The 17,734-nt window shown below is 59.4% G+C and carries 19 protein-coding genes; 3 read left to right on the forward strand and 16 right to left on the reverse strand.

Annotated elements, in window-relative coordinates; genetic code table 11:
- Positions 1-97: 97 nt before the first annotated feature.
- From AB5H98_RS08515 to AB5H98_RS08560, 10 genes are all read right to left on the reverse strand, one after another.
- The gene (locus tag AB5H98_RS08515) at positions 98-1,189 is read right to left on the reverse strand and encodes a carbamoyl phosphate synthase small subunit (protein WP_367925506.1); all 1,092 of its coding nucleotides are present in this window, start codon (positions 1,187-1,189) and stop codon (positions 98-100) included.
- 37 nt (positions 1,190-1,226) lie between these two features.
- Complete coding sequence (gene pyrE / locus AB5H98_RS08520) at positions 1,227-1,820, reverse strand: orotate phosphoribosyltransferase (RefSeq protein ID WP_367925489.1); 594 nt, start codon at positions 1,818-1,820, stop codon at positions 1,227-1,229.
- Between the two features lie 26 nt (positions 1,821-1,846).
- The gene (locus AB5H98_RS08525) at positions 1,847-2,755 is read right to left on the reverse strand and encodes a dihydroorotate dehydrogenase (RefSeq protein WP_367925490.1); all 909 of its coding nucleotides are present in this window, start codon (positions 2,753-2,755) and stop codon (positions 1,847-1,849) included.
- Entirely contained in the window at positions 2,748-3,503 is a 756-nt protein-coding gene (locus tag AB5H98_RS08530; protein ID WP_367925491.1) for a dihydroorotate dehydrogenase electron transfer subunit, read from the reverse strand. The genes AB5H98_RS08525 and AB5H98_RS08530 overlap by 8 nt, the downstream gene beginning before the upstream one ends.
- On the reverse strand, positions 3,484-4,347 hold the full coding sequence (pyrF, locus tag AB5H98_RS08535) for an orotidine-5'-phosphate decarboxylase (protein ID WP_367925507.1): 864 nt from the start codon (positions 4,345-4,347) through the stop codon (positions 3,484-3,486). Before pyrF ends, AB5H98_RS08530 begins: the two co-directional genes overlap by 20 nt.
- A 17-nt stretch (positions 4,348-4,364) precedes the next feature.
- The gene (locus AB5H98_RS08540; protein WP_367925492.1) at positions 4,365-5,543 is read right to left on the reverse strand and encodes a dihydroorotase family protein; all 1,179 of its coding nucleotides are present in this window, start codon (positions 5,541-5,543) and stop codon (positions 4,365-4,367) included.
- A 158-nt stretch (positions 5,544-5,701) separates the two neighbouring features.
- Positions 5,702-7,402, reverse strand: coding sequence for a DUF4080 domain-containing protein (locus tag AB5H98_RS08545; RefSeq protein WP_367925493.1), 1,701 nt, complete (start codon positions 7,400-7,402; stop codon positions 5,702-5,704).
- A gap of 46 nt (positions 7,403-7,448) precedes the next feature.
- Positions 7,449-7,952: an N-acetyltransferase family protein gene (locus AB5H98_RS08550; RefSeq protein ID WP_367925494.1), complete on the reverse strand. Its 504-nt coding sequence runs from the start codon at positions 7,950-7,952 to the stop codon at positions 7,449-7,451.
- Positions 7,949-8,953: an aspartate--ammonia ligase gene (asnA, locus tag AB5H98_RS08555; RefSeq protein WP_367925495.1), complete on the reverse strand. Its 1,005-nt coding sequence runs from the start codon at positions 8,951-8,953 to the stop codon at positions 7,949-7,951. The genes AB5H98_RS08550 and asnA overlap by 4 nt, the downstream gene beginning before the upstream one ends.
- 78 nt (positions 8,954-9,031) lie before the next feature.
- Positions 9,032-10,312 carry an MATE family efflux transporter gene (locus AB5H98_RS08560; protein WP_367925496.1) on the reverse strand — a complete coding sequence of 427 codons (1,281 nt, stop codon included), beginning with the start codon at positions 10,310-10,312 and terminating at the stop codon, positions 9,032-9,034.
- Positions 10,313-10,434: 122 nt separating this feature from the next.
- Between AB5H98_RS08560 and AB5H98_RS08565 the strand changes: the two genes are divergently transcribed.
- On the forward strand, positions 10,435-11,406 hold the full coding sequence (locus AB5H98_RS08565; protein ID WP_367925497.1) for a Gfo/Idh/MocA family protein: 972 nt from the start codon (positions 10,435-10,437) through the stop codon (positions 11,404-11,406).
- Between the two features lie 38 nt (positions 11,407-11,444).
- On the opposite strand, the gene AB5H98_RS08570 is transcribed toward AB5H98_RS08565, so the two are convergent.
- The 4 genes from AB5H98_RS08570 to AB5H98_RS08585 all read right to left on the reverse strand — a co-directional run bounded on the left by AB5H98_RS08570 (position 11,445) and on the right by AB5H98_RS08585 (position 15,311).
- Positions 11,445-12,443 (reverse strand): ABC transporter substrate-binding protein, encoded by a 999-nt coding sequence (locus AB5H98_RS08570; RefSeq protein ID WP_367925498.1) that lies wholly within the window; start codon positions 12,441-12,443, stop codon positions 11,445-11,447.
- A gap of 52 nt (positions 12,444-12,495) precedes the next feature.
- Positions 12,496-13,308 (reverse strand): ABC transporter permease, encoded by an 813-nt coding sequence (locus tag AB5H98_RS08575; protein ID WP_367925499.1) that lies wholly within the window; start codon positions 13,306-13,308, stop codon positions 12,496-12,498.
- Complete coding sequence (locus AB5H98_RS08580; protein ID WP_367925500.1) at positions 13,295-14,062, reverse strand: ABC transporter ATP-binding protein; 768 nt, start codon at positions 14,060-14,062, stop codon at positions 13,295-13,297. The genes AB5H98_RS08575 and AB5H98_RS08580 overlap by 14 nt, the downstream gene beginning before the upstream one ends.
- A 160-nt stretch (positions 14,063-14,222) precedes the next feature.
- Positions 14,223-15,311 (reverse strand): hypothetical protein, encoded by a 1,089-nt coding sequence (locus tag AB5H98_RS08585; protein WP_367925501.1) that lies wholly within the window; start codon positions 15,309-15,311, stop codon positions 14,223-14,225.
- A 187-nt stretch (positions 15,312-15,498) separates the two neighbouring features.
- On the opposite strand from AB5H98_RS08585, the gene AB5H98_RS08590 reads away from it, so the two are divergent.
- The gene (locus AB5H98_RS08590; protein WP_367925502.1) at positions 15,499-15,696 is read left to right on the forward strand and encodes a hypothetical protein; all 198 of its coding nucleotides are present in this window, start codon (positions 15,499-15,501) and stop codon (positions 15,694-15,696) included.
- A 96-nt stretch (positions 15,697-15,792) separates the two neighbouring features.
- On the opposite strand, the gene AB5H98_RS08595 is transcribed toward AB5H98_RS08590, so the two are convergent.
- Positions 15,793-16,086, reverse strand: coding sequence for a hypothetical protein (locus AB5H98_RS08595; RefSeq protein WP_367925503.1), 294 nt, complete (start codon positions 16,084-16,086; stop codon positions 15,793-15,795).
- A 125-nt stretch (positions 16,087-16,211) separates the two neighbouring features.
- On the opposite strand from AB5H98_RS08595, the gene AB5H98_RS08600 reads away from it, so the two are divergent.
- Positions 16,212-16,514 carry a helix-turn-helix domain-containing protein gene (locus tag AB5H98_RS08600; protein ID WP_367925504.1) on the forward strand — a complete coding sequence of 101 codons (303 nt, stop codon included), beginning with the start codon at positions 16,212-16,214 and terminating at the stop codon, positions 16,512-16,514.
- A 37-nt stretch (positions 16,515-16,551) separates the two neighbouring features.
- On the opposite strand, the gene glpK is transcribed toward AB5H98_RS08600, so the two are convergent.
- Positions 16,552-17,734 (reverse strand): glycerol kinase GlpK (glpK, locus tag AB5H98_RS08605; protein WP_367925505.1); only part of this gene is annotated, 1,183 nt, incomplete at its 5' end.

Consider the following 17,734-nt stretch of genomic DNA (forward strand, 5'->3'; position numbering starts at 1 on the left):
CTGGGTGCCGGAATAGTCGAACTCGGCGGCCTGGCCGATGATGATGGGGCCGGAACCGATGACCAGCACCTTTTTAATGGATGGATCTTTGGGCATCTCAATGGCCCCCTTTCATCATGGATACAAATTCGTCGAAGAGATAACCGGTGTCCCGGGGACCGCCGCAGGCCTCGGGATGGAACTGCACGGTGAAGCAGGGCATGTTTTTGTAGCGCACGCCCTCCACGGTGCCGTCGTTGGCGTTCACGTGGCTGACTTCGGCAATGGAGGTGTCCACTGTGTCCGCCACCACCGCGTAGCCGTGGTTCTGGCTGGTGATAAAGGTGCGGTTTTTGGCAAAGTCCGTGACAGGCTGGTTCACACCGCGATGGCCGTATTTGAGCTTGGCGGTTTTGGCGCCCATGGCCAGGGCCGTGAGCTGATGGCCCAGGCAGATGCCGAACACGGGCTTATTCATGGCCAGAATGTCTTTCAGATTCTCGATGATCTGCACGTTTTCGGCCGGGTCGCCGGGGCCGTTGGACAGCATGACGCCGTCCACGTTCAATTCTTTCAGCCGGGCAGCAGTGGTGCGACCGGGCACCAGAGTGACCTTGCAGTCCCGCTGCAGCAAACTGCGCAGAATGTTACGCTTATAGCCGAAATCCATCAGGGCAACGTGGTATTTGCCCTGCTCGTTGTAGCTTTCTTCTTTGTCTACGGTGACGCTGTCCACGGCGTCCGTGACTGCGTAGGAGCGGATGCGCTCCATCAGAGCCGCGTCGGCCAGAACTGCGTCGGCGCTGTCGTATTCAGTGGTCAAAGCGCCGTTCATGACGCCGGACTCACGGATGAGCCGGGTCAGCCGGCGGGTGTCCACACCCGCAAGGCCGATGATGTTCTGCTCTTTCAAAAAGGCGTCCAGTGTTTTTTTGCACCGGAAATTGGACGGCGCGTCGCACACTTCGCGCACGATGTAGCCGAAGGCGTGGATGCGGTTTGACTCGGCGTCCTCGCCGTTCACGCCGTAGTTGCCCACCAAGGGGTAGGTCTGAGTGATGATCTGGCCGTAGTAGCTGGGGTCGGTGAGCGTTTCCTCGTAGCCCACCATGCCGGTGTTGAACACCACCTCGCCCACGCTGGTGCCTGCGGCGCCAAAGTTCTCGCCCTCAAACACCATGCCGTTGGCCAGTACCAGATATGCTTTCATGGAAATCCCTCTCTTCTGTGCGGTATTCAAAAGGCAATCACAGGGTCTGTTTGGCCTGCTCTTTCATCTTGCGGCTGCCAAGGTGCACCAAAGGCAGCTTGCCCTCTTTGCAGATGGGGCATTCTTCGGGCAGGTAGTTGGGCAGATCCAGCTTCACAGCGCTGGCCAGGATGGGAATGGGCGACGGGGCGTCCGCCTTGGTGCGGTCCACCACGCACACGATGCCCAAGCACTCGCCGCCGGCCTCTTCGATGACGCGCTTTGTCTCCAGAGAAGAGATGCCCGTGGTGACCACGTCCTCGGCGATGAGGCACTTTTCACCCGGGTGAATGGCGAAGCGTTTCAGGGTCATCACGTTGTCCACCCGCTCGGTAAAGATGGCGCGTTTGCCCATCTGACGGCCCAGCTCATAAGCGTACACGATGCCGCCCATGGCCGGTCCCACGATTACGTCCACGTCCAAATCTTTCAGTTGCTCGGCCACGTTCTCCATGACCAGGGCGCATTTTTCGGGGTGCTGCTGCAGAAAAGCCATCTGGCAGTAAGCGGAAGAATGACGGCCCGAGGACAGAAGGAAATGACCCTCCAAAAAGGCGTCGCAGGATTTGAGAATTTCCAATGCGTTGTTCATGATAATACTCCTTTGTTCGATGTGAGTTATACCCGGGCCGCGCCGCGGATTTCGTCCAGTGTTTTGACCCCGTGGGCGTCCATCCATTCGCCGATGCCGTCCACGATTTTTTCGCAAGCTTTGGGGTCCATAAAGTTTGCCGTGCCCACCTGCACCGCCGTGGCGCCGGCCAGGATGAATTCCAGCGCGTCGTGGGCGGTGGCGATGCCTCCCAGGCCCACCACAGGCACTTTGACCGCGCCGCACACCTGATAGACCATGCGCAGAGCGATGGGACGGATGGCCGGGCCCGAAAGCCCTGCAAATACATTATGGAACACCGGGCGCCGTTTTTCAAGGTCAATGGCCATGGCCTGGAACGTATTCACAAGGCTCAGGCCGTCGGCGCCCGCCTCTTCGCAGGCCAGCGCCATCTCCACGATGTTCTCAGCGTTGGGGCTGAGCTTGACGATCATGGGTTTTGTGGTGCATTTGCGCACCCGGCTCACCACTTCCCGGGCGCTTTCGGCCTTGACGCCGTAGGCGATGCCGCCTGCCTTTACGTTGGGGCAGGAGATGTTCAGCTCGATGAAGTCGATGGCCGTTTTGTCAAGCAGCCGGGCGCCCTCTTCGTAAGTCTCGATGGTGGAGCCGCCCAGATTGGCCATGGCCGCGCACCCCATGCCCAGCATGTCGGGCAATTCGTTGTCAATAAAGTGCTGCACGCCCGGGTTTTGCAGGCCGATGGAGTTGATGAGACCCGAGGGAGTCTCCCAGAGCCGCTCGCCCTCGTTGCCGTACTTTCCCTCCAAGGTCAGGCCTTTGCCGGACACGGCGCCCAGCTTTTTCAAATCCACGATGTTCTCGTATTCCACGCCGAAGCCGAAGGTGCCGGAGGCGGCGATGACGGGGCTGGCCAGGGTTTTGCCGCACAGATTCACGCGCAGATCAGCCATAGAACACACTCCCCTCGAACACGGGGCCGTCCTTGCACACGGACACGCCCCCGTTTTTGGATTTGCAGGTGCAGCCAAGGCACGCGCCCAGGCCGCAGGCCATTTTGGCCTCTTTGCTCACGTACACCCGCACACCTTTTGCAAGGCACATGCGGGCCACTTTTTCCATCATGATCTCGGGTCCGCAGGTGTACACCACGTCGAACTGTTCCGGCTCCAAAAGGTCGGTGACAAAACCGTGATGGCCCACCCGGCCTGTGTCCGTGGCGATCTGCACGTTGTCGCACACAGATGCAAACGCCGCCAGGCGGTAGGGCTCGTCCCGGAATCCCGCGAAGAAGTGCACCTCGGCGCCGCTGTTTTTCAACTCTTTGGCCAATTGCAGCAAAGGCGCGGTGCCGATGCCGCCGCCCGCCAGAGCCACTTTTTTGCCCTCGATGGGAAAGCCGTTGCCCGCGGGGCCGGTGAGCTGCAGCCGGTCGCCGGTGCCAAGGGCCGCCAGCTTTTCCGTTCCCTGCCCTTTGACTTCGTACAAAAACGAGACCTCCCGCAGCGACTCATCAAAACTGTGCAGGCTAATGGGGCGGGACAGAATCGGCGCCTCGTCCGCGGCCCAAGCCCGCAGCATATAAAACTGGCCCGCTTTGGGCGCGGGGGTGGCCGCGTCCCACAGGGCGGTCAACAAATAGATGTTCTGCGCCTGCGGTTCATTGCGCAAAACCACAACTTCACAGTTTGCTGCACGCATCGGCAATGGCTCCTTTCATGTTCACGCACTCGTTGTACGCGGCCTCGGCAAAGCCGGTGCCGGGCTGTTTTTTATACGCCAGCAGAATGCCGCGGCTGGAGTTGACGGTGCCGCCGTTGCCGTTGGACAGATACTGGGCGATGTCCTCGGCCTTGCCGCCCTGAGCGCCGTAGCCGGGAATCAGGAAGAAGGCGTTCTTGTACTTTGCGCGAATCTCCTTGGCCTCTTCGATGTGGGTGCCGCCGATGACAAGGCCGATGCTGGAGTAGCCGTGCTGGCCCATGTAATCTTCGCCGAAGGCGGTCATTTTATCGCCCACCAAATCGTACACATGGCGGCCGTCGGCCAGTTTCTCGTACTCAAAATCCTTGGCGCCGCCGTTGGAGGTGCGGCACAAAACGAACACGCCCTTGCCCTTTTCCTTCATGTACTTGGTGTAGGGCTCGATGGAGTCCATGCCCATGTAGGGGGCCAGCGTCATGAAATCGGCTTCGAAGTCCCCATCAAAGTGGGCTTTTGCGTACATCTCGGCGGTCTTGGCGATGTCGCCGCGCTTGACGTCCGCAATGGCGATAAGGTTTTTCTCGCGCAGATAGGCCAGCGTGTTTTTGTAAGCAAGCATGCCGTCCAGCCCGTAGGACTCGTAATAGGCGATCTGCACTTTATAGCAGCCGGCCACGTCTTTGGTGGCCTCGATGATCTCTTTGTTGAAGCGGAAGATGTTCTCCCCGGCGGTGAGGGACGAATCCACAAACTCCTTTGGCAGATAGGAAAAATCGGTGTCCAGGCCCACGCACACGGGGCCCTTTGCCTCTACGGCTTCATACAGTCGGTCCATTTGCAGCATTGTCGTATCCTCCGTTATCGTTCGTTATAAGTGATGACGCCGGCTTTCACGGTGGTTTTTACCTTGCCGTACAGCGTCAGTCCGTCGTAGGGGGTGTTGTGGCTCTTGCCGGCGAACTCGTCCTTGTTGACCACATAGGGAGTTTCCAAATCCACCAGCACCACGTCGCCGTCGTACCCTTCGGCCAGAAGGCCCTTGTTCAGGCCCAAAATTTCGGCCGGGCCCTTGCTCATCATGCGGGACAGCGTTTCCAAAGGCAGGCCGCACTGGCGGCACAGCTTTGTGTAGCACACGCTGAAGGCCGTCTCCAGCCCAACCATGCCGGGCGCACCCTTGGCCTTGTCCTCGGGAGAGTGGGGAGCGTGGTCCGTGCCGATGGCCTCTACCCGGCCCGCGGCCATGGCCTCGATCAGATACTCCACGTCCGCTTTTTCCCGGATGGGCGGGTTGACGCGGAACCCGTTGTCGTAAAACCAGATGTGGTGCGGGGTGACTTCGCTGGTGACGCGCACGCCCCGGTCCTTTGCACGGAGGATCTCCTCCATGGCCTCTTTGGTGCTCACGTGGCACATGTGAAGCTTGGCACCGGTGGCTCCGGCGATGTACAGATTGCGCACAGTCTCGAGGTTTTCCGCCAGGCGGTAGTCGATGGGCGACAAATCCATGTCCTCGGCGTGGCTCATGACGGTCAGGCCCTTTTTCGCGGCGATGGTCATGGCCTCGTACATGACTTTTGAGTCCCGCACGCCTTTGCCGTCCTCGGAGATAAAGCGCAAATTCGGGGGCAGGATGGTCAAATGGCTGACGGTCTTGCCGTCAAAGTCCTTTGTGATGGAGATGCACTGGTTCACATCGCACAGGCCGATGCGCTTTGCCTCGTCCATGACGCTCTGAGCGATGGCCGCCGACGAGCACACGGGCTTTGTGTTGGCCATGCAGTTGACAAACGTGTACCCGCCCCGGGCTGCGGCACGGGACCCGCTGGCGATGTCCTCTTTGTACTCAAAGCCAGGGGTGCGGAAATGACAGTGGGTATCCACAAAGGCAGGCAGCAGCACAAGGCCGCCTGCGTCCAGCACCGGACCGTCGGCAGTGAGGTTTTTCCCCACGGCGGTGATGGTGCCGTTTTCAATGAGCACATCCCCCTCGCGGACGCCCAGCGCGTCCGTGAGCATTGCGTTGCGAATCAGCATGTGGTTCCTCCTTTTGGGCAAAAAAAAACTTTTCCACAAAAAGGGAAAAGTTTAAAAGACGATAAAACGGCCAGGGCCTTTGGACTGATTTAACAAAAACACATTGCACAACGTCATTCCGCAGCTCCTCCGTCTTGATTTTGTTCCATAGTATTTTATCATCGGTCCGACAAATTGTCAATCGGGACACGATGTAAAACATAGCTGGCGGTGACGGGATTTTTCTGTGTGTAATCCACAAAGACCACTTGGCGCGCGCCGTACAAAAGCGCGACGCCCCGGCGCACGCCGGGTTTCGGGGCCGTGGCGGGGTTTTGGGCCAGACTGCGCACGGCCTTTGCCAAAAGCGGGTCCTTGATGTGCAGACAGGCGGGCAGGCGGCCCGTGGCGTTGGTGGAAAGCCGGTCGCAGACCATGGCGTCCCGCAAAAGCACCGGGTCCACCCCGGGCAAAGTTTGGCAGAACGCATACACAAGGGAGGTGTAGCCGTCCAGGTCCATCCGGGCAGTGTCTCCGGCAGCCTTGCCCAGGGCCGTATAAAAATCGAAGGGGCGCATACCCGAGGCCTCCAGCACATAGGCGGCCGTGCGCCGGAACCGGCGGGAGTTGTACACCCGCTCCAGCGCGTCCTCGGTTTTGTGCAAAAGAGCCAGGTCTTCTTCGCTCAGCCAAGGAGTGGACTGCACCTCATAAGGAGGCGTTTTGGAAAATTCGCAAGGGTACACCTGCGTCTCCTCGCGCATGGCGGCCCCGTGCAGCAGTTTTAAAAAGCCCAGTTGCAGCATGGACGCACCCAGGGCGTACCCCTCGTCGAAGCTCTTTGCAAAGGTGGAAAGGTCCTCGAAGGGAAGCCCGGCGATCAAATCGATGTGGATGTGCATGTTGCCCATTTCCACCAGACGCCGGATGTTCTCTTTGAGCACCTTTGTGTCGGTTTTGCGGCGCACGGCCTCGAGGGTGCGCTCGCAGAAGGACTGCATGCCGATCTCCAGTTGCACCGCGCCCACGGGCATGCGCTCCAAAAGGCGGAAGGTCTCCTCTTTTAAAATGTCGCCGGCGATTTCAAAATGAAAGCACACGCCGGCGGGGATGTCCCGGCCGTAGTGTTCCAAAATAAACGCCAGAATGGCGTTGGCGTGCCGGGGATTGGCGTTGAACGTGCGGTCGATGAACTTGACCGTTTTCGCCCCGGAATTGGCCAGCGTCAAAATGTCCCGGAAGGCCCGGTCCAGCCCGAACCAGCGGGGTTTGCCGCACCGGCCCGACAGACAGAAAGCGCAGGAGTACGGGCACCCGCGGCTTGTCTCCAGGTACGCGATGCGCCCGCCCAGCGCCGAAAGATACGCCGGCGTATAGGGGCTGGGCACGTCCCCAGGCAAAACACAGGGCGCGCTTTCCACCACGGTCTGCCCCTCTCGGCCGCACAGGCCGGGGATGTTTGCTGTGAGGGGGTCGGTGCCGGCAGCAAGACACCGCAGAAAGGCGGGCACACTCTGCTCGCCCTCGCCGGAGAGGATGTAATCGATTTGAGGATTTTCCCGCAGCACATCGGCCGCGTTGTAGCTGACTTCCGGCCCGCCCAGGGCCACCACCGCGCCGGGCAGGCGCTGTTTCAGCCGCGCTGCCAGGGTCAGGGTCTCGGTGATGTTCCACAGATAGCACGAAAAGGTCACGGCCTTTGGCGCACCGTCACAGATGCGCTCCAAAACGGCCTCGGGCGGCTCGTTGATGGTGCCCTCCACCACCCGCACCGTCAGTTCGGGGGCATAGGCCTCCACCCCGGCGGCCAAGCACCAAGGCGCCAGAGAGGAGTGGATGTATTTTGCATTGATGGCGCACAGCGCCGCAAAAAATGCCATGAAAAACGCTCCTTACGCTAAAAGCGGGCGCACATGCGCCCGCCGCTCATTTCAATTTCTGATAGGCCAGCCGCTCGCTGCCGTCAAACCCCAAACGGATGACGCCGCAGTACACAAAGCCGTTTTTCGTTAAAGCCCGCCGCATGGGGCGGTTGTCCCGATGGGTGTCCATGCGCAGATTGCCGCACTTTGCAAAGCACCAGTCGATGCAAAAGCCCACGACTCCTTTTCCCTGAGTGGCCACGGCCACCCGGTGCATGACCCCGTAAGGGCCGGGAGCGGCCCAGGCGCCGTTGATGCAAGCGTAATCGGGCTCGGTCTCGCCCTCGGCCACAGGAGCGCGGAACATGAACGCCGCGCACAAAGTTCCGTCTTCTTCGCACACATAGCTCTCGCCCCGGCGAATGTCCTGTTCCAGCGCGGCGCGGGTGGGCCCGCCGGTTTTCCACTGCTCGGGATTGCCGTTTTGCGCCATGAAGCGCCGCGCCCCGTCGTACAGCGCCTGAAGCGCGGGCAAATCTTCGCAACGAGCCAGACGCACGGTCATCATAGCAGCACCACGCCCGCGGCTTTGCAGGCCTCCTGGGTGGCTTTGTCCCACAGAGACACCTGCACCTCGCCCACATGGACCTTGCCCAACAAAAGCATGCACAGGCGGCTCTGACCGATGCCGCCGCCGATGGTCAAAGGCAATTCTCCCCGCAAAAGCGCCGCGTGGAAAGGCAGCTTTGCCCGCTCTTCACACCCGGCCAGCCGCAATTGACGCGCAAGACTTTCTGCGTCCACGCGAATGCCCATGCTGGAAATTTCCAAAGCGCAGCCCAGAGGCTCGTGCCAGAACAGAAGGTCTCCGTTGAGCTGCCAGTCGTCGTAGTCCGGCGCGCGGCCGTCGTGGGGTTTGCCGCTCTTCAAAGCGCCGCCGATCTGCTCGATAAATACCGTCTTGTGCGCCTTGCAAACAGCGTTCTCCCGCTCTTTCGGGGTCAGGTCCGGGTACTTGTCCTCCAATTCCTGGCTGGTGAAGAAACTCACGTCCCGGCAAAGAGAGGTGTCCAGAGAGCCGAACTGCCATTTGAGTTCGTCCAGCGTGCCGCAGATGGCATTGACAATGTCCTGCACGGTGCGGCGCAGATACGCCTCGTTGCGCGTATCCCGGTCGATGACTTTCTCCCAGTCCCACTGGTCCACGTAGATGGAGTGGAGATTGTCCATCTCCTCGTCCCGGCGGATGGCGTTCATATCCGTCACAAGGCCGTTGCCCACGTGAAAATCATACTGGTGCAGGGCCAGGCGCTTCCACTTGGCCAGGCTGTGCACCACCACGGCTTCGCGCCCGATGGCGGGCACGTCAAAAGACACCGGGCGCTCCACGCCGTTCAAATCGTCGTTGAGGCCCGTGGCCGGGTCCACAAACAAGGGCGCGGTGACGCGCTTGAGGTGCAGCGCCGCGCACAATTTTGTCTGAAAAATCTGTTTGATCAGGCCAATGGCCTTTTGGGTCTCATACAGGCCCAGGACCGACTCATAGCCCTGCGGAATCACGGTTCCCATTCTGTCTCCCCCTCTAAAACGACCCGAAACGGCCGTGTTTGTTCTTTATTATATAGGGCCTTGCTGCCCCGGTCAATTCTAGATGACCTTTTTCTCCTTCCATTTGCCCCGTGCAAACCGCACGATGAAGCACACTCCACGGAAGCTCCAGTCCAGCAGCATGGCGATCCAAATGCCCACGGCACCCATGCCCATCTGCGCGCCCAAAAGATAGCCGAATCCGAACCGGAAGGCCCAGATGGAGAAAATGGACACGGACATGGTATAGCGCACATCGCCCGCGGCGCGCAAAGCGTTGGGCAGCGTAAAGGACGCGGGCCACAAAAGCATGGCGAACCCGTCGTGGATCCACACCAGCGTAGTGGCCAGGGCCGCGGTCTCAGCCGACAGGGTGTACAAATTCAAAAGCAGCGGCAAACTCAACAAAATGGAAATATTCAGCACGCCACCCATCAAATACACAAGTCCCACCAGTTTTTTGGCGTAGTGTGCGGCCTGTTTTGTATCTCCCGCGCCGATGCACCGGCCCACCACAGTGATCATGGCCAGGTTGACCGCATCTCCCGGAATGCAGCCCAAGCCGTCCAGATTGTTGGCCACCGCATTGGCCGCGATCTGCACCGTGCCGAACCCGGCGATGATGCCCACCACCATGATGCGGCCGAGCTGGAACAAGCTGTTTTCCACTGCGCTGGGAATGCCGATGCGCAAGATGCGGCGCACAAGGCCCGGTTCTACGTGCAGCACATCCTGCACGCGCAAATGCAAAGCGTTGTGTTCCTGACACAAAAGCCCCGTGAGCACCAAACAGCCCAGCACCCGGCTGAGCAGCGTGGGAATGGCCACGCCCGCCACGCCCAAGCGGGTGTTGTTCTGGCAGCGGAACAAGGCCGCCGAGGCATTGTACACCGCCAAAAACGGATAGGACAAAGCCGTGATGAACCAGTACAGCATGGCTGCGTCCATGACGTCGTCCTCAATGGCGCCGAAGGCAAGGCGCAAAAGAGGCGAGCGCAGGCCCACGGACAATACGGCCACGGCCAGCGAGATCAGCACCGTCAAAAGCACGAGCTGCCCGGCTGAGCGCTGGGCCTCTGCATTGCGGCGCGCGCCCAAAAACTGGCTGGTGACCACCGCGCCGCCGGTGGCCAGTGCTGCAAACAGATTGGAAATGAGCAAATTCAGCATGTCCACCAAAGACACGCCGGAAACCGCCGCCTCACCCACCGCGGAGACCATCATGGTGTCGGCCATGCCCACGGCCACGACCAAAATCTGTTCGATGACCAGCGGCACCAGCAATGTGCGCAACTGTGCACCGGTAAACATCGGTTTTCCCGTCTGCAACGTTGTTGTCATATTCTTTCACACTCCCCCAGTGTAGTTATACCACGCCGGCGGCCAAAAGAGAAGAGGCAACCCCTTGGCGGCGGCCGAATTTGGATGTATACTGAAACAAAAATGCCATAAGGAGTGTTTTTATGCTTCGTTTTGCCATTCTGACTGCGGGCAACATCGCCCACAAAATGGCCCAGACCATCGCCGCCGTGCCCGGCATGGTAGAGCCCTATGCCATCGCCGCGCGCAGCGCCGAGCGCGCCGCCGAGCTTGCCCGCGAATGCGGCTTTGCCAAGAGCTACGGCAGCTATGAAGAGCTGTTTGCCGACCCCAATGTGGACATCGTGTACATTGGGAGCACCCACAATTTCCATCCGCAGCACGTGCGCATGGCCCTCAATGCAGGCAAGCACGTTTTGTGCGAAAAGCCCCTGACCGTGAACGCGACCCTGGCCCGGGAACTGTTTGCTTTGGCGGACGAAAAGGGCCTTGTGCTGACCGAGGCCACCTGGACCCGGTTCCAGCCGGCCATCCACCGGCTGCGCCAAATTCTGGACGCGGGCGAAATTGGCCGGGTGCTGGGCGTGAGCGCCAACATGGGCTGCGCCGTGGCCGAAAAGCCCCGCATTGCCCTGCCGGAACTGGCCGGGGGCATTCTGCTGGACCTTTCCATCTATCCGCTGACCATCGCGGACATTGCTTTAGGACCGGCGGTGAGCGAGCCCACAGGCGTGTGCGTGAAGAACGAAAACGGCGTGGACGTACAGGAAGTGATCCAGGCCGAGTACGCCGACGGACGGCTGGCCAGCCTGTTTGTGACCGGCCGGGCGGTGCTGGCCAACACGGCCACCGTGTGGGGCGACAAGGGCCGCGTGACGCTGCGGGGCAATTTCTGGCACACCGAGGCCCTGGACGTGTACAATGCCGCCGGACACCGAACTGTGGAGCTGCCCTTTGAAGCCACAGGCTACGAGTACGAAGTGCGCGCCATCGTCGACGCGGTGAACCGCGGCGCACGGGAGTGCCCGGACATGCCCCGGGCCGCCACGCTGCGGATTTTGGAGCAGATGGACGCCTTGCGCAAGGCCTGGAACATCCGCTACCCCTTTGAATAAAAAAAGCGCGGAGAGACATCTCTCCGCGCTTTTTTGCATCAGCCCTCCATGGCTTTCTCGGCAAAGGTATTGTTGACCACCTCGGCCCAGGGGGCGGTCTGGGTCAATTCGCCCGCCTCGGTCATGACGGTCTGCAAAAGGTTGAAGCTCTCCTCGGTCATCACCGGGTCCGTGCTGTACGCGCCGATGTCCTGATAGCTCTGCACCGCGCTCTCCAAAAGCTCCAGATCCGTGTCCGCAAAGCTGTCCTGGACCACCTCGGCCACCTCTCGGGCGGAATGTTCCTGCACCCACTGCTGGCCCTTGTACACGGCGTTGGTAAAACGCTGGATGAGCTCGGCATTGTCCTCGATGTAGCTCTTTTTGGCAAAGTAAGCGGTGTAGGGGATCTCGCCGGCCTCGTCGCCCACGGCGGCAACGATGTAACCCTTGCCTTCGGCCTGCACGGCGCTGGCGGTGGGCTCGAACATGGTCACGTAGTCTCCGGTGCCGCCCAAAAAGGCGCCGGTCATGTTGTCAAACTGAACGCTGGTGTCCAGGGTCATGTCCGTGGCCGGGTCCATGCCGTTCTGGCGGATGGCATATTCAAAGGCCATATAGGGCACGCCGCCCTTGCGGCCGGGCAGAATGTGCGCGCCTTTCAATTTGTCCCAGGTGAAATCCTCGTCGGGCTCGCGGGCGACTAAGAAGCTGCCGTCCCGCTTTGTCATCTGCGCGAACACCTGGGTATAGTCTTCCTTGCCCTCGTTGTACACGTAGATGCTGGCCTCAGGACCTGCAAATCCGATGTCGATGCTGCCGGACAGCACCGCGCTCATGACTTTGTCTGCGCCGCCGCCGTTGGACAGTTCCACATCCAGGCCTTCCTCTTCAAAAAAGCCCAGGGCCATGGCCACGTACTGGGGCGCGTAGAAAATGGAGTGGGTCACTTCGCACACGGTGACTTTTTCCAGCGGCTGTTCGGTCTTTGCACATCCTGCTAAAACGCCCAGGGCCAGAGCGGCCGCAAGCGCCAACGCGATCACTTTGTTTCTCATAGACAGTACACCCATCCTTTCTTGTATGCAGAACGGCACAGCGCCGTATCTGTCATTTGCCGAAGCGGCGCTGCAAAAGCCGCTGAGCCACGACCACGCTCTCGTACATCAAAGCGGCCAACACCGCCAGAATGAGAACGCTGGACATGACCAAATCGAGCTGGAACACCTGACCGCCGTAAACGATCAAGTAGCCAAGTCCCGCTTTGCTGACCAAAAACTCTCCCGCGATGACGCCCACCAGCGACAGGCCGATGTTGATCTTCAGCGAGTTGAACAGCGTGCCCAAGTTGGCAGGCAGCACGATTTTGGCGAACAACTGGCGCTTGGTGGCCCCGAAGGTGCGGGCCATTTTGATGAGCTCCGGGTCAGTGGAGCGAAAGCCCGACAGCATCTCCAGCACCGTGACCACCAGAGAGATGGCAAGTGCCATGAAGATGACCGCCTGCGTACCTGCGCCGACCAAAAGAATGATGACCGGGCCCAAGGCGATTTTGGGCAGGCTGTTGAGCACCACCAGATAGGGTTCCGCCACGCTGGAGGCAAAGCCCGACCACCACAGTGCCACCGCGATGATGAGCCCCAGCGCCACACCCAGCACAAAGCCGGTCAGGGTCTCGTACAAGGTGACGCCGATGTGCAAAAGCAGATGGTTCTGGGACATATTCAACAAGGTTTCCAAAACACGGGTGGGCTGGCTGAGAATGAAGCTGTCGATGATGCCCACCCGGGCCAGCACCTCCCACAGGAGAAAAAACGACACGAGAATGCCGATTTGGCAGCTCAGCACCTGCCGTTTGCGCCGTTTGCGCCGGCGCAGGTACTCCGCCCGCTCGGGGGAGACCGGGATTTCAAGTTGTTTCATTTTGACTCAGCTCTTTCCATATGTAGTCAAAGTATTTGGCGAAGTTTGCATGGGACCGGCAGCCAAGAGGTGTGCGGTCCGGACCGAAATCGATGGTCAGAATGTCCTGCACCCGGGCGGGCCGGGCGGACAATATCATGACTCTGTCCCCCATGCTGATGCTCTCGGGGATGTCGTGCGTGACCATCAACGTGGTGACGCCCTCTTTTTTCAAAATGCCGTACACGTCGTCGGTGACCGCCAGCCGTGTCTGGTAATCCAAAGCCGAAAAAGCCTCGTCCAGCAGCAGAATGTCCGGCCCGGCCGCCAGAGTTCGAATCAGCGCCGCCCGCTGGCGCATGCCCCCCGACAACTGACGCGGATACTTGCGGGCAAACTCCGCAAGGCCGTAGGTCTCCAGAAGCCGCTGGGCCCGCGCCACGTTTTCCGGAGTCTTGGCCCGCTGGATCTCCAGCCCGAACAGCACGTTGTCCAAAATGGTGCGCCATTCCAGAAGATTGTCCCGCTGGAGCATGTAGCCCACGTGAGGCGAAGTGCCCGTCACCTCTTCGCCCTCCACCAGCACCCGGCCGCCGGTGGGCTTTACCAGCCCCGCGATGACCGACAAAAGCGTGCTCTTGCCGCAGCCGGACGGTCCCACGATGCTGAGAAACTCTCCTTTTTTTACACTAAAATCAATGGATTCAAAGGCGTTTATTTCGCCGTTTTCTGCTTGGTATTTTTCACTTACGTTCTGTGCACGCAAGATTTCCATGTCTGGCCCTCCTTCCGTTTATTACCAGTACATGCAAAAGGGGCGGTTTTTGCGCCACAAACCCGAAGATTTTCTCAAAAAAAGCCGCCGGATGGCAAAAAGAACAGGCCGGTCGAACGTCAGTCCGACCGGCCTGTTTTGATTGGAGCAAACCCTGTGCTCACTCCTCGTATGTTTGGGCTGCTGCCCGGTACTTTTCCTGGAAACTCTGGGCTAGAGTTTTCGGTTCCAGCACCTGCGCCTGAGCACCGAATTTGAAAAAGTAATTGTCCGCCTGCCGCAGCGTACAAAAAAAGGTGTACACATTGCCTTCTCTGGCCGTATACAGCGGACGAAGGTGCATCATGTGGCGGTACATCTTCTCGCCCTCCGGTGTAAACTTCACCACCACCCGGCCGGCGCCGCTGCGTTCCGGCAGATACTGCACGCCCTGGCGCCGGATGCCTTCCAGAATGCGGCGGCGCTCCTCGGCGCTGACAAACCCCGACCGCGCCTGCCGCACACAGGCCTTGATGGACGTCAGGCGCACCGTGCCCGGCTGCCACGGTCCGTCCGGGCAGGACGCCGTCATGCCCACCACGTAGTTGTAAAGCCGCTCGGCGTCCTCCTGGCAACCAATGGGTTTCAGATACAGCACGTTGTTCTGCTCACCTGCCTCGGTCCGGCTTTTGCTGTGCAAAGTCAGGCGCAGCATTCTTTTTTCCACCTGAGCCAAATGCACATTGTCCAGCACCTGCCCAAAACAGATGCGCTCCCGCTGGGTATAGGGCAATTCGCAGTACTCTTCCAGCACCGCCTTAACATAATGGCCCACGCTGCCTTTGTAGATGTCCGCCTCGGCCTGGCCCTCCGGCGAAGCCAAAAACTCCAGGTTTTCCCGGTCGATGCGGATGGAAAAGGAATACCCTTTCTCTGCGCACCGGCGGGCACATTCTTCCCGCAGCTCCTTTTCATAAGCCGCCAAGCACAGCCCAACCGCCTTTTCACACGCCTTTGCCGGCAAAGGCGCAAACAACTGCTCCAGCTCCTGCCGCTTTTGTTCCAGTGTCATGGAGACCGACGCGTGCGCCTTTTGGCGAAAGCAGCGGAACACATGGTTGACAATGTTGGACGAGAGCTGACCGGCCCCTCTCTTGAGCGCATTCTCCGGTTGAAACGCCCCCACATCCCGCAACAATACTTGGCGCGCATGCGCACTCAAATTCAAACGCTGTTTATTCTCCACACTCAGCACATCGCAGAACTGCATGATTTCCCCCGTTTTTGTTCCATTAACGGAACATATTTTTCTTAATTATAGCAGTTTTTTTCAATTACCGGAACATTTCTTTGATTTTTTCTCCCCCTTTTTTAGCCTGTTGTTCCGTGATACAATGAACTTGTAAAGAGCAGGGCCCGCTCAAACAAGTACGGTTCACAGAGAGGAGTTTTTTTGTATGGGGTACTATAAAACGCCGGAAGAGATGTTCAGCGCGCGGGCGGACAGTTTTGAGCGGGACGCAAACCGCCACTGGGCCATGGCCAAGAGCGGCTGCGGCGATTTTCACTACGCAAAGGCGCGCTTTTGCTATGAACAGGCCGCTTCCAACCGGGAAAAAGCGGAGTTTGCACACGAGACAAACGCCCATTTTTAAACTAAAAAAAGCCCGCGGGAAACTCTCCCGCGGGCTTTTTTCATGGATTTTTTCGGCCCCTGCGACCCGGCCGTTTTTCCTTTTATAATACGCGCCTCACGTCGTCTCGTTTTTTCCGTACTCGTACATGGCCAGGGCCAGCTTCTCCCACAGCGCTTCGTAGCATTCCACCATCTCCAGCAGGTCCGCGTCCTCTTCCCCCGTGCCAAGACGCTCGCCCAGACGCCGGCGGGCGCTGTAAGCTCTGTCTAAAAGCGCCGCGCATGGCTGCCCCGGCCGGAACAAATTGTCCACATATTCCGCTTCCGGCGGGGAATACTTCTCTAAATCGTACATTCCCAACAGCAACTCGAAAATGCGCTTTACTTTCAAATCTGTCAATTCGTTCACACTCTCCTTTCCTTTCTTTGTTAAAATACTTTTCAATGTTGAATCGTATTTACCAATATTGTTCCCATTCTAACATAAAATAATGGTTGTTGAACAGTATTTACCAATTGGAGCAGGAGGTCGATGTGTTCAAAATCAAAGCAGAGGATGGAACCAATAATTTGTGCGGGGCCAATGTGCGGCGCATTCGACTTGCGAAAACGCCCCGCCTTTCTCAGCGCGGGCTGGCCGCGCGCCTGCAAGTGATGGGATACGATGTGGACCACCACATGATTCGGCGCATCGAGAACGGAGAGCGGTTTGTCACAGACATCGAACTGGAACTTCTGGCACAGGCACTGGGCACCACCATCAACGAACTGTGCGCAAAAAAGGACCGGGTACACCCGGCCCCAACGGCTTTTGGCCCACATAAAAACGCACCCTGATTTCTTGGGAAGAAACCGGGTGCGTTTATTTTTTTCTTTACGTTTCGGGTGTGTCCCAATCCTGCGCACGGGTGACAGCCTTGTGCCAGCCGGCCACTTTTCGGGCAGCCGTTTCGGGGTCCATCTCAGGCTGGAAAGCTCTGTCCAGCGTCCACTGGCCCCGAATCTCATCCAAATCTTTCCACACGCCCACTGCAAGGCCCGCCAGATAAGCGGCGCCCAGAGCGGTGGTCTCCCGGACTTTTGGCCGCTCCACGGCCACGCCGGTGATGTCCGCCTGGAACTGCATGAGCAGATTGTTGGCCGAGGCTCCGCCGTCCACTTTCAGAGCGGAGAAGCAAGTACCGCAGTCCGCCTGCATGGCCTCCAGCACGTCCCGGGTCTGATAGGCGATGCTCTCCAGCGCGGCCCGGATCAGATGATTGCGGCCTGCGCCCCGGGTGAGCCCCACGATGGCGCCCCGGGCGTACATGTCCCAGTAAGGCGCGCCCAGCCCCGTAAAGGCCGGCACCACGTACACGCCCGCGGTATCCCGCACTTTTCCGGCAAAGTATTCGCTGTCCGCGCTCTCGTTGATTAAGCGCAGCTCGTCCCGCAGCCACTGAATCACCGCGCCGCCCACGAACACGCTGCCTTCCAGCGCGTAGCGCACCGACCCGTTCAAACCGATGGCCACGGTGGTCAACAGGCCGTTCTTGCTCTCGACCGGCTGTGTGCCGGTGTTCATCAAAAGAAAGCAGCCGGTGCCGTAGGTATTTTTTGCCTGGCCGCGCTCAAAGCAGGCCTGGCCGAACAAAGCTGCCTGCTGGTCGCCGGCGGCGCCCGCCAAGGGCACCTTGGCGCCGCCCATCTCCACATAACCGTACACACTGCTGGAGTCACACACTTTGGGCAGCATCTGCATGGGAATGTCCAGCCAGGAGCAAATCTCCTCGTCCCACTGGAGCGTGTGAATGTTGAACAGCATGGTGCGGGAGGCATTGGTCACGTCTGTGACGTGGACGTGGCCGTCGGTGAGCTTCCAAATCAGCCAGGTGTCCACAGTGCCGAACAACAATTCGCCCCGCTGGGCTTTCTCCCGGGCGCCGGGCACGTTGTCCAGAATCCACTTGATCTTGGTGGCGCTGAAATAGGCGTCAATCAAAAGGCCCGTCTTTTGCTTGATGGCGTCGCTTTTGCCCTGGCGCTCCAGCTCCTCGCACAAGCCGGCGGTGCGCCGG

Source organism: uncultured Ruthenibacterium sp. (genome assembly GCF_963558415.1).
Taxonomy (GTDB): domain Bacteria; phylum Bacillota; class Clostridia; order Oscillospirales; family Ruminococcaceae; genus Ruthenibacterium.

Coding starts and splice junctions, on each gene's coding strand:
- AB5H98_RS08590 (WP_367925502.1), top strand. CDS start 15,499: ATGGGGTACTATAAAACGCCGGAAGAGATGTTCAGCGCGCGGGCGGAC.
- AB5H98_RS08575 (WP_367925499.1), bottom strand. CDS start 13,308: ATGAAACAACTTGAAATCCCGGTCTCCCCCGAGCGGGCGGAGTACCTG.
- AB5H98_RS08515 (WP_367925506.1), bottom strand. CDS start 1,189: ATGAAAGCATATCTGGTACTGGCCAACGGCATGGTGTTTGAGGGCGAG.
- asnA (WP_367925495.1), bottom strand. CDS start 8,953: ATGGGAACCGTGATTCCGCAGGGCTATGAGTCGGTCCTGGGCCTGTAT.
- AB5H98_RS08545 (WP_367925493.1), bottom strand. CDS start 7,402: ATGGCATTTTTTGCGGCGCTGTGCGCCATCAATGCAAAATACATCCAC.
- AB5H98_RS08530 (WP_367925491.1), bottom strand. CDS start 3,503: ATGCGTGCAGCAAACTGTGAAGTTGTGGTTTTGCGCAATGAACCGCAG.
- AB5H98_RS08585 (WP_367925501.1), bottom strand. CDS start 15,311: ATGCAGTTCTGCGATGTGCTGAGTGTGGAGAATAAACAGCGTTTGAAT.
- AB5H98_RS08580 (WP_367925500.1), bottom strand. CDS start 14,062: ATGGAAATCTTGCGTGCACAGAACGTAAGTGAAAAATACCAAGCAGAA.
- AB5H98_RS08570 (WP_367925498.1), bottom strand. CDS start 12,443: ATGAGAAACAAAGTGATCGCGTTGGCGCTTGCGGCCGCTCTGGCCCTG.
- pyrE (WP_367925489.1), bottom strand. CDS start 1,820: ATGAACAACGCATTGGAAATTCTCAAATCCTGCGACGCCTTTTTGGAG.
- AB5H98_RS08560 (WP_367925496.1), bottom strand. CDS start 10,312: ATGACAACAACGTTGCAGACGGGAAAACCGATGTTTACCGGTGCACAG.
- AB5H98_RS08525 (WP_367925490.1), bottom strand. CDS start 2,755: ATGGCTGATCTGCGCGTGAATCTGTGCGGCAAAACCCTGGCCAGCCCC.
- AB5H98_RS08565 (WP_367925497.1), top strand. CDS start 10,435: ATGCTTCGTTTTGCCATTCTGACTGCGGGCAACATCGCCCACAAAATG.
- AB5H98_RS08550 (WP_367925494.1), bottom strand. CDS start 7,952: ATGATGACCGTGCGTCTGGCTCGTTGCGAAGATTTGCCCGCGCTTCAG.
- AB5H98_RS08540 (WP_367925492.1), bottom strand. CDS start 5,543: ATGCTGATTCGCAACGCAATGCTCACGGACGCGCTGGGCGTCCGCGAG.